This is a genomic window from Pseudonocardia sp. DxW, from assembly GCF_058448985.1.
The window spans coordinates 43,883-58,950 of record NZ_JBZFLK010000021.1 but is presented as its reverse complement, the minus strand read 5'-3'; the positions used below and the strand labels follow the sequence as shown (position 1 = coordinate 58,950).

At 73.1% G+C, this 15,068-nt stretch carries 13 protein-coding genes; 11 read left to right on the top strand and 2 right to left on the bottom strand.

Annotation, left to right across the window (positions count from 1 at the left end):
• Nucleotides 1-166: 166 nt before the first annotated feature.
• The gene (locus ACVJO7_RS27025) at nt 167-553 is read left to right on the top strand and encodes a hypothetical protein (RefSeq protein ID WP_344025956.1); all 387 of its coding nucleotides are present in this window, start codon (nt 167-169) and stop codon (nt 551-553) included.
• Between the two features lie 707 nt (nt 554-1,260).
• On the opposite strand, the gene ACVJO7_RS27020 is transcribed toward ACVJO7_RS27025, so the two are convergent.
• Nucleotides 1,261-2,034, bottom strand: a complete 774-nt coding sequence (locus tag ACVJO7_RS27020) for a GntR family transcriptional regulator (RefSeq protein ID WP_491675207.1) — start codon at nt 2,032-2,034, stop codon at nt 1,261-1,263.
• A 140-nt stretch (nt 2,035-2,174) separates the two neighbouring features.
• On the opposite strand from ACVJO7_RS27020, the gene ACVJO7_RS27015 reads away from it, so the two are divergent.
• The 5 genes from ACVJO7_RS27015 (at nt 2,175) to ACVJO7_RS26995 (ending at nt 7,081) form a co-directional block, all read left to right on the top strand.
• Nucleotides 2,175-3,143 (top strand): substrate-binding domain-containing protein, encoded by a 969-nt coding sequence (locus tag ACVJO7_RS27015; protein ID WP_344025960.1) that lies wholly within the window; start codon nt 2,175-2,177, stop codon nt 3,141-3,143.
• A gap of 19 nt (nt 3,144-3,162) precedes the next feature.
• Nucleotides 3,163-4,221 carry an ABC transporter permease gene (locus ACVJO7_RS27010; RefSeq protein ID WP_491675206.1) on the top strand — a complete coding sequence of 353 codons (1,059 nt, stop codon included), beginning with the start codon at nt 3,163-3,165 and terminating at the stop codon, nt 4,219-4,221.
• Between the two features lie 11 nt (nt 4,222-4,232).
• Entirely contained in the window at nt 4,233-5,024 is a 792-nt protein-coding gene (locus tag ACVJO7_RS27005; protein ID WP_344025964.1) for an ATP-binding cassette domain-containing protein, read from the top strand.
• A 180-nt stretch (nt 5,025-5,204) separates the two neighbouring features.
• Nucleotides 5,205-6,206, top strand: coding sequence for a Gfo/Idh/MocA family protein (locus ACVJO7_RS27000; RefSeq protein ID WP_491675205.1), 1,002 nt, complete (start codon nt 5,205-5,207; stop codon nt 6,204-6,206).
• Nucleotides 6,206-7,081, top strand: coding sequence for a sugar phosphate isomerase/epimerase family protein (locus ACVJO7_RS26995; protein WP_491675204.1), 876 nt, complete (start codon nt 6,206-6,208; stop codon nt 7,079-7,081). Before ACVJO7_RS27000 ends, ACVJO7_RS26995 begins: the two co-directional genes overlap by 1 nt.
• A gap of 4 nt (nt 7,082-7,085) precedes the next feature.
• Here ACVJO7_RS26995 and ACVJO7_RS26990 read toward each other — a convergent pair whose 3' ends face one another.
• On the bottom strand, nt 7,086-7,841 hold the full coding sequence (locus tag ACVJO7_RS26990) for a GntR family transcriptional regulator (protein WP_344025970.1): 756 nt from the start codon (nt 7,839-7,841) through the stop codon (nt 7,086-7,088).
• A gap of 121 nt (nt 7,842-7,962) precedes the next feature.
• Here ACVJO7_RS26990 and iolC point away from each other — a divergent pair, with 121 nt between their 5' ends.
• Genes iolC through ACVJO7_RS26965 form a run of 5 tightly spaced genes read left to right on the top strand, consistent with a single transcriptional unit; the run spans nt 7,963 to nt 14,181 of the window.
• Entirely contained in the window at nt 7,963-8,922 is a 960-nt protein-coding gene (gene iolC / locus ACVJO7_RS26985; protein WP_344025973.1) for a 5-dehydro-2-deoxygluconokinase, read from the top strand.
• 5 nt (nt 8,923-8,927) lie between these two features.
• Nucleotides 8,928-9,842: a class I fructose-bisphosphate aldolase gene (locus tag ACVJO7_RS26980; RefSeq protein WP_491675203.1), complete on the top strand. Its 915-nt coding sequence runs from the start codon at nt 8,928-8,930 to the stop codon at nt 9,840-9,842.
• On the top strand, nt 9,839-10,702 hold the full coding sequence (iolB, locus tag ACVJO7_RS26975) for a 5-deoxy-glucuronate isomerase (protein ID WP_491675202.1): 864 nt from the start codon (nt 9,839-9,841) through the stop codon (nt 10,700-10,702). Before ACVJO7_RS26980 ends, iolB begins: the two co-directional genes overlap by 4 nt.
• Complete coding sequence (iolD, locus tag ACVJO7_RS26970) at nt 10,702-12,639, top strand: 3D-(3,5/4)-trihydroxycyclohexane-1,2-dione acylhydrolase (decyclizing) (RefSeq protein WP_491675201.1); 1,938 nt, start codon at nt 10,702-10,704, stop codon at nt 12,637-12,639. The genes iolB and iolD overlap by 1 nt, the downstream gene beginning before the upstream one ends.
• Before the next feature lie 9 nt (nt 12,640-12,648).
• A complete protein-coding gene (locus tag ACVJO7_RS26965) occupies nt 12,649-14,181 on the top strand; it encodes a CoA-acylating methylmalonate-semialdehyde dehydrogenase (protein WP_491675200.1) in 1,533 nt (510 codons plus the stop codon).
• Nucleotides 14,182-15,068: the final 887 nt, after the last annotated feature.

The window sequence follows — 15,068 nt, the reverse complement described above, 5'->3', positions numbered from 1 at the left end:
CGTACAGGTGAACGCGATCGGCTGAATGCCACCCTCCGCAGTGACATTGACAGGTACTTTCTCGATCCAGTTCTTGTTTGATCCCGGCGTGTCAGGGAAACAATGGTCCGAGATGCGCACTTCGTGGGGCGGTGCGCAGCGGAAGGAGCCACGGACCGTGAGTGCTGTGAGCACAGGGATGCCGAATGCCGTGATGGCCGTCGTCCGGGTCGAGGCACCCGCCGGCGCCGAGGCACAGACGGTCGAGGCCGAGCTGACCCGGGCGTTGCACGAGCACGAGAAGCGGCCGATGACCGTGGAGCTGTCGCTCGCCGACGGCACCGGTCCCTGGCCCCGCCGCGGGCCCGCCCGCTACGCCTTCGTCGCCGTGCTGACCCTCGCCGGGCGGACCGTCCCGGAGCGGTTGGCACACAAGGTCGAGAAGGTCGCCCGGAAGGCGATCAAGCGTCGCTTCGGCCGGCCCGCCGGGGTGGAGGTGCGCACCGACATGAGCGACGCCGAGGCCGGCGCGTACTGGTACAGCCTGCGCGGGACCCCGCACCGCCCGGCCTGACCGCCCGGCCTGACCCTGTCTGCCCCCTCGGCCTGATCCCGGCGCGGGCCGCCGGGCCCCTGTTCCGCACCCCCGGCGGGGTCGCCGGGCCGGGTCGCCGCCCCGACGAGGCGTGTCCCCGTGACGCGCGCCGCGCCCTCCGAGCGACGCGGCCCCCGAGCGACGCACCCCCGAGCGACGTGCCCTCGAGTGACGTGCCCCCGAGCGACGCCCCTCCGAGCGACGCGCCCCCGGCCGCAGACCTCGCACCCTCACCCTGCTTCGCCCCCCGTGTCCGGCGTCGCACCGGACGGAAGCGGTGCGGCATCGCGCCAGGGGTGCGACGCCCGCACCCGCTCCGCACGCCGCACCCCGGCACCCACACCGCACCGGCTGGAAGCGGTGCGACGCCGCGCCAGGGGTGCGACGAGGCGGCAGGGGTGCGAGGCGTGCGACACCCACGACCGGACCGCTCACCGCCTGCCGCGCGCGACGGGCAACACCCCACCGGCGACACGACCCACCCCGAGCGACGCGAGCTCGCCGGAGGATCCGCGATCACCGGACGATCCGCGATCACCGGGCGACGCGAGCACATCGGGCAACGCCGGCGCGCCGGGCGAAGCGGCCGCCCCGGCCGTGCCGGGCGAAGCGGCCACCCGGCCGCGCCGGGCGAAGCGGCCGCGCCGGCCACCCCGGACACTGCAGACACCGCGAGCGCGCCGGGGCTACCCGTCCCCCGCCACCACGACGCCCGACGCGACCCGGTCGAGCTCGACGACGTAGCGATCGGGCCGCAGCAGGTGCGTGCCGTACTCCACAGCGGCTCCGGCGTCGTCCCAGGCGGTGCTGATCAGCGTGAGCAGCGGCGCACCCGGTGCCCCGCCGAGCAGCGCGGCCTCCGCCTCGGTCGCGGCCCGGGCACCGATGGTCTGCCGGGTCCGCCGGGGTGCGCGTCCCGCGTCGCGCAGCAGGTCGTACAGCCCGCGGCCGGCGAGATCGTCGGGATGCAGCGGCAGCACCGCGACCGGCACCCGGTTGGACAGGAGCGCGAGCGGTTCGCCGTCGGCCAGCCGCAGCCGCTCGAACCGGGCGACGACGGCCCGCGGCGGCAGCCCGAGCGCCTGCGCGACGTGCTCCTCGGCCGGTCCGATCTCGAACGAGCGCAGCTCGGTGGCCGGCCCGCGGCCGGCCCGGAGGAGATCGTCGTGCAGCCCGCAGAGCTCGACGGGCAGCTCGACCCGCCGCGGCAGCACCAGGATCCCGGCGCCCCGCCGTCGCGTCAGCACTCCCAGCTCGACCAGGTAGGACACCGCGCGGCGCAGGGTGGACCGGCTGGTGCGCAACCGTTCCAGCAGCTCCGCCTCGTGCGGCAACCGGCTGCCGGCCGGCAGCTCCCCACTGTCCACCATGGACCGGATGCGCCCGGCGACCTGGAAGTACAGCGGCACCGGACTGCCCCGGTCCGGCGTGTCCCGCACGGTCGGGCCCGGATCGGGCACGGCGCACCTCCATCTCAACCATGCTGCGATTTGTACTGACAAAGTATTGACCTGATGAAGTCGGGAGCGTACACCTGTTCGTGGTGTATCTCACTTCCGTGGCCGCCACGGCTGCATTTCACAGAGAGAAAAGATGCTCGATGAGGAGTATTCGGAAGACCCTCACGGTGGCCGTCGCCGCGGCCTCGGTCCTGGCACTCGCCGCATGCAGCAGCCAGGGCGGCGCGCAGGCGCAGAGCGGGGCCACCGACCAGAGCTACGTCGTCGCGATGATCACCCACGAGTCACCCGGCGACTCGTTCTGGGACAAGGTGCGCGCCGGGGCGGAGCAGGCCGCGGGTGAGCTGAACGTGGAGCTGCGGTACTCGAACAACCCGGACGGCGGTCAGCAGGCCACCCTCGTGCAGAACGCGATCGACTCCCAGGTGGACGGCATCGCGGTCACCCTCTCCCAGGCCGCCCAGGTCGGTCCGGCCGCGCAACGGGCGGTCGACGCGGGCATCCCCACCGTCGCGTTCAACTCCGGGATCGAGGAGTACCCGACCTACGGCATCGGGATGTACTTCGGCTCCGACGAGACCCTCGCCGGTCGCACCGCGGGCGAACGGATCGCCGAGGCCGGCGGCGGCCGGACCCTCTGCGTCATCCACGAGCAGGGTTCGGTCTCCCTGGAGGCCCGCTGCGCCGGGGTGCTCGCCACCTCGCCGGACACGGAGAACCTCCAGGTCAACGGCACCGACCTGCCGTCGGTGCAGCAGACGATCGGGGCGAAGCTGCAGCAGGACCCGTCGATCACCCACGTCGTCACCCTCGGTGCACCGGTCGCACTCGCCGCGAGCCAGGCCACGGCCGAGACCGGCAGCCGGGCCGAGATCATCACCTTCGATCTCAACTCCGACGTCGCGACCGCGGTGCAGGACGGCCGGATCTCCTTCTCCATCGACCAGCAGCCCTACGTGCAGGGGTACATGTCGGTGCAGAGCCTCTGGCTGAACCTCACCAACGGCAACGACCTGGGCGGCGGCCTGCCGGTCCTCACCGGCCCGTCCGTCGTCGACAGCAGCAACATCGCCGAGATCGCCGGCTACGCGGCGAACAACACCCGCTGAGCGCCCAGGAGCACCCGCGATGAGTGTCGCCACCCCGCCCACCACCACACCGCCCGTGCCGGACGGCCCGGCCCGCGTGCAGCGCTCGCTCGGCGCCCGCGCACTGGCCCGCCCGGAGATCGGGGCCACCGCCGCCGCGATCGCGATCTTCGTCTTCTTCGTCGTCGTCGCGCCGCCGTTCCGGTCGGTCGAGGCGCTGTCCACCGTCCTCTACTCGGCGTCCACGATCGGCATCGTCGCGCTCGGTGTGGCGCTGCTGATGATCGGCGGCGAGTTCGACCTGTCCTCCGGCGTCGCGGTCACCGCCGCCGCACTGTCCTCGGCGATGATCAGCTTCCAGCTCTCGCTGAACGTCTGGGCCGGCGTCACGGTCAGCCTGGTCATCGCGCTCGCGATCGGCTTCGTCAACGGCTGGCTGCTGGTCCGGACCAGGCTGCCCAGCTTCCTGATCACCCTGTCCACCTTCTTCGTGCTGCAGGGTGTCAATCTCGGCGTCACCAAGCTGGTCACCGGCACCGTCGCCACCGACAACATCTCCGACATGGACGGCTTCGCCTCGGCCAGGGCGTTCTTCGCCGGTGACGTTCCACTGGGTTTCATGACGGTGAAGATGTCGGTGCTCTGGTGGCTGGTGTTCGTCGCGATCGCGTCCTGGCTGCTGCTGCGCACCCGGACCGGCAACTGGATCTTCGCGGTCGGCGGCAACCAGGACTCGGCCCGCGCGGTCGGCGTCCCGGTGGCCCGGGTCAAGATCGGGCTGTTCATGGGCGTCGCCCTGATGGCCTGGTTCCTCGGCCAGCACCTGCTGTTCAACTTCTCCACCGTGCAGGCCGGGCTCGGGGTCGGCAACGAGCTGATCTACATCGTCGCCGCGGTGGTCGGCGGGGCGCTGCTGACCGGTGGTTTCGGTTCGGCGGTCGGATCCGCGCTCGGTGCGTTCATCTTCGGGATGACCACCCAGGGCATCGTCTACGCCGGATGGGACCCGAACTGGTTCAAGGCGTTCCTAGGCGTGATGCTGCTGCTGGCCGTCCTGGTCAATCTCTACGTCAAGACGTCCGCGACGCGGCGGAAGTGAAGGGGCCCGGGATGACCACCGACCGACGATCCGCCGCACCGCTCGTCCAGCTGAGCGGGGTCGGCAAGAGCTACGGCGCCATCCGCGCGTTGGAGGACGTGCACCTGACCGTGCACGCCGGCGAGGTGACCTGCGTGCTCGGCGACAACGGGGCCGGGAAGTCCACCCTGATCAAGATCATCTCAGGGCTGCACCCGCACACCGAGGGCACCGTCTCCGTGCACGGCGAGCAGGTGCGGTTCTCCTCGCCGCGGCAGGCCCTCGATCTCGGCATCGCCACGGTGTACCAGGACCTGGCGGTGGTCGCGCTGATGGAGGTCTGGCGCAACTTCTTCCTCGGCTCCGAGCTGCGGAAGGGGCGCTATCCGCTGGCCCCGCTGGACATCGCCGGGATGCGCGAGATCGCCGACACCGAGCTGCGGAAGATGGGCATCCACGTCAAGGACATCAACCAGCCGATCGGCACCCTGTCCGGCGGCCAGCGGCAGTGCGTCGCGATCGCCAGGGCGGTCTACTTCGGAGCCCGGGTGCTGATCCTGGACGAGCCGACCGCGGCACTGGGCGTCAAACAGTCCGGTGTGGTGCTCAGGTACACCGCCGCCGCCCGCGACGCCGGCCTGGGCGTCGTGTTCATCACCCACAACCCGCACCACGCGAACCTGGTCGGCGACCGCTTCATGATCCTCAAGCTGGGCCGCCAGGTGCTCGACCGCCGGCGCGACGAGGTGTCCCTGGAGGAGCTGACCGCGGAGATGGCGGGCGGCCAGGAGCTGGCCGAGCTCGCCCACGAACTGAAGCGCTGACCGGCGTGCTCCCCCGCCCGGGGCCGCCCCGCCGAGGCGGCCCCGGGTGCCCCACCGGACCAGACTTTGTCTTGACATAAATCCTGATCCGGCCGGAGACTCGTCGAACCGCACCGGGGGGCCGGTCGCGATCCGGTCCGCCGCACATCCCGGCACCGACCTCGACACGATTGGAACGCCATGAAGATCGGACTCATCGGACTCGGCCGGATCGGCGCGTTCCATGCGCAGACCCTCGCCGGTCTCGACTCCGTCGACGAGCTGATCGTCACCGACGCGCGCGCCGACGCCATCGCCGCGGTCACCGCAGGCACCGGCGCCACCGCGGCGGCGTCCCCGGACGAGCTGCTGACCGGGAAGCCGGACGGCGTGGTGATCGCCGCCGCCACGGCCGCCCATCCCGAGCTGCTGCTCGCCGCGGTCGACGCGGGCCTGCCGGTCTTCTGCGAGAAGCCGCTCGCCACCCGGATCGACGACGGGATGGACGTCGCGGCCAAGCTCGCCGGCCGCGACGAGCGCGTCCACATCGGGTTCCCGCGCCGGTTCGACGCCGGGTACGCCGCGGCCCGCGCCGCCGTGCGGGCGGGCGAGCTCGGCCGGGTGTTCACCGTCCGGGCGACCACACTGGACCCGGCGCCGCCGCCCGCGTCGTACCTGCGGACCTCCGGCGGGATCTTCCGGGACTGCGCGGTGCACGACTTCGACGCGCTGCGCTGGGTCACCGGCCGCGAGGTCGTCGAGGTCTACGCCACCGGCGACGTGCACGGCGACCCGGTCTTCGCCGACTCCGGCGACGTCTCCACCGGGCAGGCGATCCTGACCCTCGACGACGGCGCGCAGGCCGTGGTCTCCAACTCCCGCTACAACCGGCGCGGCTACGACGTGCGGATGGAGCTGCACGGCGACGCCGACTCGATCGGCGTCGGCCTCGACGCCGGACTGCCGCTGCGGTCGGTCGAGCCGGGCGTGCCGGTCCCCGGCGGCCGGCTGCACGAGACGTTCATGGACCGCTTCGCCCCCGCGTTCCGGGCCGAGCTGACCGCGTTCACCGAGCTGGTCGCGGGCACCCGCGCGACCCCGTGCTCGGTGGCCGACGCGCTGGCGGCCGACTGGATCGCCGAGGCCGCCACGCTCTCGCTGCGCGCGCACCGCCCGGTCCGGCTCGCCGAGGTGGTCCGCTGATGGCCGGGCCGAGGATCGCCGGCGCACCGATCTCGTGGGGGGTGTGCGAGGTCCCCGGCTGGGGCTACCAGCTCGATCCGGACCGGGTGCTCGCCGAGATGCGCGAGGTCGGCCTGGCCGCGACCGAGTTCGGCCCGGCCGGCTTCCTGCCCGACGCGCCGGGCGCGAAGGCGGCGACGCTGCGCCGGCACGGGCTGCACGCGGTCGGCGGGTTCACCCCGACGCTGCTGCACGTGCCCGGGCACGATCCGCTGCCCGGCGTCGACGACCTGCTGGCCGGCTACGACGCCGCGGGCGCCGGGACCCTCGTGCTCTCCGCCGACTCCGGCGGGACCGGCTACGACTCCCGGCCCGAGCTCGACGGGCGCGGCTGGCGGCTGCTGCTGTCCAACCTGGACCGGATCGCCGGGCACGCCGCGGCCCGCGGCGTCACCGCGGTGCTGCACCCGCACGTCGGGACGATGGTGGAGACCGGCGACGACGTCCGCCGCGTGCTGGAGGGATCCCGGATCGCGCTCTGCCTGGACACCGGCCACCTGCTGATCGGTGGCACCGACCCGGCGGCGCTGGCCCGCCAGGCCCCGGAACGGATCGCGCACACCCATCTCAAGGACGTCGATCTCGAACTGGCCCGCCAGGTGCAGGACGGCAGGCGCACCTACACCGAGGCCGTCGGCCTGGGCATGTACCGGCCGCTCGGCGAGGGCGACGTGGACCTGAGCGGCGTGCTGTCGCACCTGGACGCGCACGGCTACGACGGCTGGCACGTCCTGGAGCAGGACACGATCCTGCACGGGCCGCCGACCGGCGACGGACCGGGCGGGGACGTCGCGACCAGCGTGGCGAACCTGCGGGGGGCGCTGCGCGCCTCGTGACCCGTCAGACCACCAGGGAGGTCTGCACCGTGTACCGATCGGCGCGATAGAGATGGCGGCCGAGCTCGACGAGCGCACCGGCGTCGTCGTAGACGATCCGTTCGGCGGTCACGCAGGCCAGCGGCTGCGGCTGCTCCAGCAGCGCCGCCTCCTCGGCGTCGGCGAGCCGGGCCCCGATCGTCTGGTGCGCGATCGCGATCTGCGCCCCCTGGTCGCGCAGCAGGTTGTAGAGGCTGCGCCCGGCGAGCGCCTCGTCGTCCAGCCGGAACCGGGCGGGCAGGTAGTTGGCCATGATCGCCAGCGGCTCGCCGTCCGCCCGGCGCAGCCGCAGCACCCGCTGCAGCGGCTCGTCGGCGGGCAGCAGCTCGCTCAGCACCGCGATGCCGGAGGTGGCCGGCGTGCAGCTCTCGTGCTCCAGCACGGTGGTGTCCGGGGCCCGGCCGGAGGCGGCCAGGTCGTCGTAGAGGCTGCTGAGCCGGACGTCGCGGTGGATCGCCGGGCGGACCACCTGCGTGCCGAGGCCCCGCCGGCGCACCAGCAGCCCCTTGCGGACCAGCTCCTGGATCGCCTGCCGGGCGGTCGGCCGGGCGAGCCCGAGCCGCCGGGTCAGCGAGAGCTCGTTCTCCAGCCGGTCCCCCGGTTTCAGGTCGCCCGAGTCGATCGCGGCCTCGATCGCCTGGGCGAGCTGGTGGTAGAGCGGCACCGGGCTGGCCCGGTCGAGCCGGACATCGACCTGCACCGCATCGGTTCGGGTGGCCATGCCCGGAGCGTACCGCGAAAGTCCGGTTGTCTTTATGTCTGTACAAACTATTGACCGGACACCACTGTCGCGCCTACCGTTCGCAGGGAAGCCGCAGCACGGACCCCACGGGAAGAGGATCATGAACACCTCCGCCGAGATCCTGACCTTCGGCCGCGCCGGGGTGGACATCTATCCGTTGCAGGTCGGCGTCGGCCTGGAGGACGTGACGTCGTTCGGCAAGTTCCTCGGCGGCACCACCGCCAACGTGGCGGTCGCCGCGGCCCGGCTGGGCCGGCGCGCCGCGATCATCACCGGGGTCGGCGACGACCCGTTCGGCCGCTACGTCCGCCGGGAGCTGAACCGGCTCGGCGTCGACGACCGGCACGTCGTCACCAGCAGCGAGTACCCGACGCCGGTCACCTTCTGCGAGATCCTCCCGCCGGACGACTTCCCGCTCTACTTCTACCGCCGGCCCACCGCCCCCGACCTGCAGGTCTCCCCCGCCGACCTGGACCGGGCGGCCGTCGCGGGCGCCGGCCTGCTCTGGCTGTCGGTGTCCGGCCTGTCCGAGGAGCCGTCCCGCTCGGCGCACCACGAGGCCCTCGCCGCCCGGGCCGGCGGCCGGACAGTGCTCGACCTGGACTACCGGCCGATGTTCTGGGACTCCCCGGCCGCGGCCACCGCGCAGGTGCAGAAGGTGCTCGGGCAGGTCACCGTGGCGGTCGGCAACCGGGAGGAGTGCGAGGTCGCGGTCGGCGAGACCGACCCGGACCGGGCCGCCGAGGCGCTGCTCGACGCCGGGGTCCGGCTCGCGGTCGTCAAGCGCGGCGCCGACGGGGTGCTGGCCAGGACCCGCACCGAGCGCGTCGTGTCCCCGCCGATCCCGGTCACCCCGTGCAACGGCCTGGGCGCCGGCGACAGCTTCGGCGGCTCGCTCGCGCACGGCCTGCTCGCCGGCTGGCCGCTGGAGACGGTGCTCGCCCGGGCGAACGCCGCGGGCGCGATCGTCGCCTCCCGGCTGGAGTGCTCGACCGCCATGCCCACCGCCGCCGAGATCGACGTGCTGCTCGGCGGCGGCGACCCGAACGAGGAGCGGTGACCAGCATGCGAACGACCCCCCACGGTGTCGCGGCCTCCTACGACGAGATCCGCGACATCCGCGCCTTCGCCCCCGAGCAGATCCCGGCGCTGCTCGCGTCGCGGCGCCGCCGCCCGTTCGTCCCGTCCGACGGCCGGCTGATGATCGTCGCAGCGGACCACCCGGCCCGCGGCTCGCTGTCCGCCCGCGGCCGGACCGACGCCATGGCCAGCCGCCCCGAGCTGCTCGGCCGACTGGTCACCGCGCTGTCCCGGCCCGGCGTCGACGGCGTGCTCGCCACCGCCGACGTCCTGGAGGACCTGCTGCTGCTCGGCGCGCTCGAGGGCAAGGTCGTGGTCTCCTCGATGAACCGGGGCGGCATCCAGGGTGCCGCGTTCGAGCTGGACGACCGGCACACCGGCTACGCGGTGCGCGACACGGTGGACGCCGGGTTCGACGCGATCAAGACGCTGACCCGGATCGACCTGGAGGACCCCGGCTCGGTCCGCACGCTGGAGCTGTGCGCCCGGGTCGTCACCGAGGCGAACCGGTCCGGCCTGGTCTGCATGGTCGAGCCGTTCCTGTCCCGCCGGGTCGACGGGCGGGTGTGCAACGACCTGTCCCCGGACGCCGTCATCCGGTCCATCCACATCGCCCAGGGCCTGGGCGGGTCCAGCGCCTACACCTGGCTGAAGCTGCCGGTCGTCGAGGAGATGGAACGGGTGATGGCGGCGACCACGCTGCCGACGTTGCTGCTCGGCGGCGACCCGACCGCGCAGCCCGCGGAGACCTACGCGTCCTGGAAGGCGGCGCTGGAGCTGCCGTCGGTGCGCGGACTGATCGTCGGGCGGGCGCTGCTCTATCCCGAGGACGACGACGTCGCCGCGGCCGTCGACACCGCCGTGTCGCTGGTGCGGCCGCAGGAGGTGCACGCGGGATGAGCGACCGGTACGTGATCGCCGCCGGGAGCGCGGCGGGCGCGGGCTACGAGCTCGTCGTCACCCCCGAGTCGGCCGGCTGGACGTACTCCGGCCTGCGGATCCTGAACCTGCCCGCCGGCGGCCACCGGCTCGTCGACACCGGGGACGAGGAGATGTTCGTCGTCCCGCTGTCCGGTTCGGCGACGGTCACCCTGGGCGACGTGACCCACACCCTGCAGGGCCGGACGGACGTGTTCGAGGGGCCGTCCGACTTCGCCTATCTGCCGGTGCGGTCCCCGGTCACGATCGCCTCGGCCGCCGGCGGGCGCTTCGCGCTGTGCGCCGCCCGCACCGACCGGGAGCTGCCGTTCCGCTACGGCCCCGCCACGGACGTGCCGGTGGAGCTGCGCGGCGCCGGCGCCGCCTCCCGCCAGGTCCGCAACTTCGGCGCGGCCGGGGTGTTCGAGGCGGCGGCGGCGATCTGCGTCGAGGTGGTCACGCCGGGCGGGAACTGGTCCAGCTATCCGGCGCACAAGCACGACGAGTCCGGCCCGCACGAGTGCGAGCTGGAGGAGATCTACTACTTCGAGATCGCGCCCGGCCCCGGCGGGCAGCCCGGCCTCGGGTTCCACCGGACGTCATCGTCGCCCGGGAACGTCATCGACGTGACCGTCGAGGTGCGCGACCGGGACACCGTGCTGGTCCCGTGGGGCTGGCACGGGCCGTGCGCGGCCGCGCCGGGACACGACATGTACTACCTGAACGTGATGGCCGGGCCGGGCGACGAGCGCGCCTGGCGGATCACCGACCACCCCGACCAGGCCTGGATCCGCGACACCTGGGCCGGGCAGGCCGTCGACCACAGGCTCGGAGGGCAGTGATGAACGGGACGACAGACGCGGCCGGGGAGACCGTCCGGCTGACGGTCGCCCAGGCGACCGTGCGGTTCCTCGCCGCCCAGTACAGCGAGCGGGACGGGATCCGGCGCCGGCTGGTCGAGGGCTGCCTGGGCATCTTCGGCCACGGGAACGTGGCGGGCATCGGGCAGGCGCTGCTGCAGGACGAGCTGGAGTGGACCGACGGGTCGGCCGGCTCCTCGCTGCCCTACGTGCTGGGCCGCAACGAGCAGGCCATGGTGCACACCGCGGTCGCCTTCGCCCGGATGCGCGACCGGTTGCAGACCTGGGCGGTGACGACGAGCGTCGGGCCGGGCGCGACGAACATGGTGACGGGTGCGGCGCTGGCGACGATCAACCGGCTGCCGGTGCTGCTGCTGCCCGCGGACACCTTCGCCGACCGGTCCGCGTCGCCGCTGCTGCAGGAGCTGGAACAGCCCTGGGCCGGCGACGTGACGGTGAACGACTGCTTCCGCCCGGTGTCGGCGTACTTCGACCGGGTGTGGCGGCCCGAGCAGCTGCCCGCGGCGCTGCTGGCGGCGATGCGGGTGCTGACCGATCCGGCGGCGACCGGCGCGGTGACGCTGTGCCTGCCGCAGGACGTCCAGGCGCAGGCGCACGACTGGCCGCTCGAGCTCTTCGACGACCGGGTGTGGCACGTCGCCCGGCCGGTGCCCGAGTCGTGGGCGCTGGAGCGGGCCGCAGAGCTCGTGCGGGGCGCCGAGCGGCCGCTCGTCGTCGCCGGTGGGGGCGTGCACCACAGCGACGCGACGGACGCGCTGGCGGTGTTCTGCGAGCGCACCGGGATCCCGGTCGGGCAGACCCAGGCGGGGAAGGGCAGCCTGCTGCACGACCACCCGCAGAGTCTCGGCGCGATCGGCGCCACCGGCACGACCGCGGCGAACGCGGCCGCCCGGGACGCCGACGTCGTCGTCGGGATCGGGACCCGCTGGTCGGACTTCACGACGGCGAGCCGCACCCTGTTCCGCAACCCGGACGTGCGGTTCGTCAACATCAACGTCGCGCCGGTCGACTCGGTGAAGCACTCCGGTGTGCCGGTCGTCGCCGACGCGCGGGAGACGCTGCGCGAGCTCACCGTGCTGCTGCGCGGGTACCGGGTGCCCGCGGCGTACCGGGCGGAGTACACCCGCGCGGAGGCCGAGTGGACGGCGCGGGTGGACGCCGCCTTCCGCGGCACGCCGGTCCCGGACGGGCTGCTGTCCCAGAGCGCGGTGATCGGCCTGGTCAACGAGCTGTCCGACGCGCAGGACGTGGTCGTGTGCGCGGCCGGTTCGATGCCGGGCGACCTGCACAAGCTGTGGCGCGTGCGGGAGGCGAAGGGCTATCACGTCGAGTACGGCTACAGCTGCATGGGCTACGAGGTCGCGGGCGGGCTCGGGGTGCGGATGGCCTGCCCGGACCGGGACGTGTTCGTGCTGGTCGGCGACGGGTCGTACCTGATGATGGCGACCGAGCTGGCGACCGCGGTCCAGGAGGGCATCAAGATCATCACGGTGCTGGTGCAGAACCACGGGTTCGCCTCGATCGGCGCGCTGTCGGAGTCGCTGGGCTCGCAGCGGTTCGGCACCCGGTACCGGTACCGGTCCGCGGCGACCGGCCGGCTGGACGGCGACCGGCTCCCGATGGACCTGGCCGCGAACGCCGCGAGCTTCGGGGGGCGGGTCGTCCGCGCCTCGACGGCGGAGGAGTTCGCGGCGGCGATCCGGTCGGCGAAGGCGGCCGACGACAGCACGGTGATCCACGTCGAGACCGATCCGCTCGCGGGTTCCCCGGACTCGGAGGCGTGGTGGGACGTGCCGGTCGCCGAGGTCAGCGAGCTCGCGACCACGCAGTCCGCGCGCAAGACCTACGAGCAGAACAAGGCCGCGCAGCGACCGTTCCTGCGGCCCGACCAGTTCTGAGAGGCGATCATGACGAGCACCATCGACGCCCCGGACACCCGGGTGCTGCACCACTGGGTCGGCGGGAAGCCGCTGGAGGGGGTCTCGGGCCGGTTCTCCGACGTGACGGATCCGGCGACCGGCGCGGTGACCGGTTACCTGCCGCTGGCCTCGGAGGAGGAGACGGCCGCGGCGGTGGCGGCGGCGAGGGCGGCGTTCCCGGGATGGCGCGACACCAGCCTCACCCGCCGCACCCAGATCCTGTTCCGCTTCCGCGAACTACTCAACCACCGCGCACCCGAACTCGCCGCACTCATCACCGCCGAACACGGCAAAGTCCTCACCGACGCCGCCGGCGAAGTAGCCCGCGGCCAGGAAGTCGTCGAATTCGCCTGCGGCGCACCCCACCTACTCACCGGCTCCGCCACCGAAAACGCCTCCACCGGCATCGACGTCCACTCCATCCACCAACCACTCGGCCCCGTCGCCATCATCTCCCCGTTCAACTTCCCCGCCATGGTCCCGATGTGGTTCTTCCCCATCGCCATCGCCACCGGCAACACCGTCGTCCTCAAACCCTCGGAGAAAGTCCCCTCCGCCGCACTGTGGATCGCCGAACTCTGGACCGAAGCCGGACTCCCCGACGGCGTCTTCAACGTCGTGCACGGCGACAAGACCACCGTCGACGCACTACTCACCCACCCCGACATCACGGCAATCAGCTTCGTCGGATCCACCCCCGTCGCCCGCCACATCTACGAAACCGGCACCGCCCACGGCAAACGCGTCCAAGCACTCGGCGGCGCCAAGAACCACATGGTCGTCCTCCCCGACGCCGACCTCGACCACGCCGCCGACCAAGCCGTCAACGCCGGCTACGGCTCCGCCGGCGAACGCTGCATGGCCATCTCCGCACTCGTCGCCGTCGGCGACATCGCCGACACCCTCGTCACCAAGATCGCCGAACGCACCCGCGCCCTACGCACCGGCGACGGCCGCCGCGGGACCGACATGGGCCCGCTCGTCACCCGCGCCGCCCAACACCGCGTCACCAGCTACATCGACGCCGGCGAGACCGACGGCGCCACCATCGTCGTCGACGGACGCACCAGCAGCTTCCACGCCGACCCCGCCGACGGCACCGACGGCGGCTTCTTCGTCGGACCCACCCTCCTCGACCACGTCACCACCAACATGACCGTCTACACCGACGAAATATTCGGCCCCGTCCTGTCCGTCCTGCGCGTCGACACCTACCCCGACGCCGTCGAACTCATCAACACCAACCCCTACGGCAACGGCACCGCACTGTTCACCCGCAGCGGCGCCGCCGCCCGCCGCTTCCAGAACGAAATCGAAGTCGGCATGATCGGCATCAACGTCCCCGTCCCTGTCCCCATGGCCTACTACAGCTTCGGCGGCTGGAAAAACTCACTCTTCGGCGACACCCACGCCCACGGCACCCACGGCGTGCACTTCTACACCCGCACCAAAGTCGTCACCACCCGCTGGCCCGACACCACCGCCAGCGGCGTCGACCTCGGGTTCCCGACCAACCGCTGACGCCGTGGGGCCCGTGCGGCGGCGGGTCGGGCTGCCCGTGCCCGGCCCGGGCACCGCGCGCGACGCGCATCCTGGGACGCGCCGGTCCCGTGCTCGGTTCGGCGGTGCGCGGACCGATCGTCGGCGCGATCACGGTGTCCCGGCCACGGATCCACCGGATCGTCGGCGCAGGACGGGCCGGACATCCGGTGACACCCCCGGCACCGGGGATCCGGACCCCATCGGATCTGGTACCGGACACCGCGCGACCCGATCGGGCGACCGATCGTCGGCCGGGACGTTCCCCGAGGTAGGGGGGCCGGAGAACGGCCGCACCGCTGACGTACCGTGCCGGAATGGCTTCCGAGACGACCCACGACACGGAGACCGCTCCGGTCGCGACCGACACGGACCCGACGGGCGCCGATGCGTCCGGTGACACCGGCGCCGAGTCCGGCACCGGCAGCAGCGCCACCCCCGACAGCACCACCGGCCCGGACACCGCCGGCTCGGGCACCACCGGCTCGGCCACCGCTGCCTCGGGCACCGGCGCCTCGGGCTCGGCCACCGGGTCCGGCGCGGGATCGACCGCCGCCGCAGCCGACTCCGCCGCGGGATCGACCACCGAGTCCGGCACCGGCAGCACCGACTCCGGCAGCACCGACTCCGCTGTGGGCAGCAGCTCGACCACGGACGCGGACACCGGCCGCACCGACGGACCGGCCGCCGCCACCGGCTCGGCCGCCGGGGCCGGCGCGACCGGGGGCACGGCGACCGCGTCCGGCGGCACCGCCGCGGGTGCGGGCGCCGTCGTCGGCGCGGGCCTCGGGCTCGCCTCGCTGACCGGCACCTCGCTCACCGACATGCTGCGCTCCCGGGAGGAGCTGGTCGGCCAGATCGAGGCCGCC

Excerpts from the sequence above, each read along its gene's own strand:
- ACVJO7_RS26980 (WP_491675203.1), top strand. The coding sequence starts at position 8,928 with ATGCGAACGACCCCCCACGGTGTCGCGGCCTCCTACGACGAGATCCGC.
- ACVJO7_RS27015 (WP_344025960.1), top strand. The coding sequence starts at position 2,175 with ATGAGGAGTATTCGGAAGACCCTCACGGTGGCCGTCGCCGCGGCCTCG.
- ACVJO7_RS26990 (WP_344025970.1), bottom strand. The coding sequence starts at position 7,841 with ATGGCCACCCGAACCGATGCGGTGCAGGTCGATGTCCGGCTCGACCGG.
- ACVJO7_RS27005 (WP_344025964.1), top strand. The coding sequence starts at position 4,233 with ATGACCACCGACCGACGATCCGCCGCACCGCTCGTCCAGCTGAGCGGG.
- ACVJO7_RS26965 (WP_491675200.1), top strand. The coding sequence starts at position 12,649 with ATGACGAGCACCATCGACGCCCCGGACACCCGGGTGCTGCACCACTGG.
- iolB (WP_491675202.1), top strand. The coding sequence starts at position 9,839 with ATGAGCGACCGGTACGTGATCGCCGCCGGGAGCGCGGCGGGCGCGGGC.
- ACVJO7_RS26995 (WP_491675204.1), top strand. The coding sequence starts at position 6,206 with ATGGCCGGGCCGAGGATCGCCGGCGCACCGATCTCGTGGGGGGTGTGC.
- ACVJO7_RS27000 (WP_491675205.1), top strand. The coding sequence starts at position 5,205 with ATGAAGATCGGACTCATCGGACTCGGCCGGATCGGCGCGTTCCATGCG.
- iolC (WP_344025973.1), top strand. The coding sequence starts at position 7,963 with ATGAACACCTCCGCCGAGATCCTGACCTTCGGCCGCGCCGGGGTGGAC.
- ACVJO7_RS27010 (WP_491675206.1), top strand. The coding sequence starts at position 3,163 with ATGAGTGTCGCCACCCCGCCCACCACCACACCGCCCGTGCCGGACGGC.
- iolD (WP_491675201.1), top strand. The coding sequence starts at position 10,702 with ATGAACGGGACGACAGACGCGGCCGGGGAGACCGTCCGGCTGACGGTC.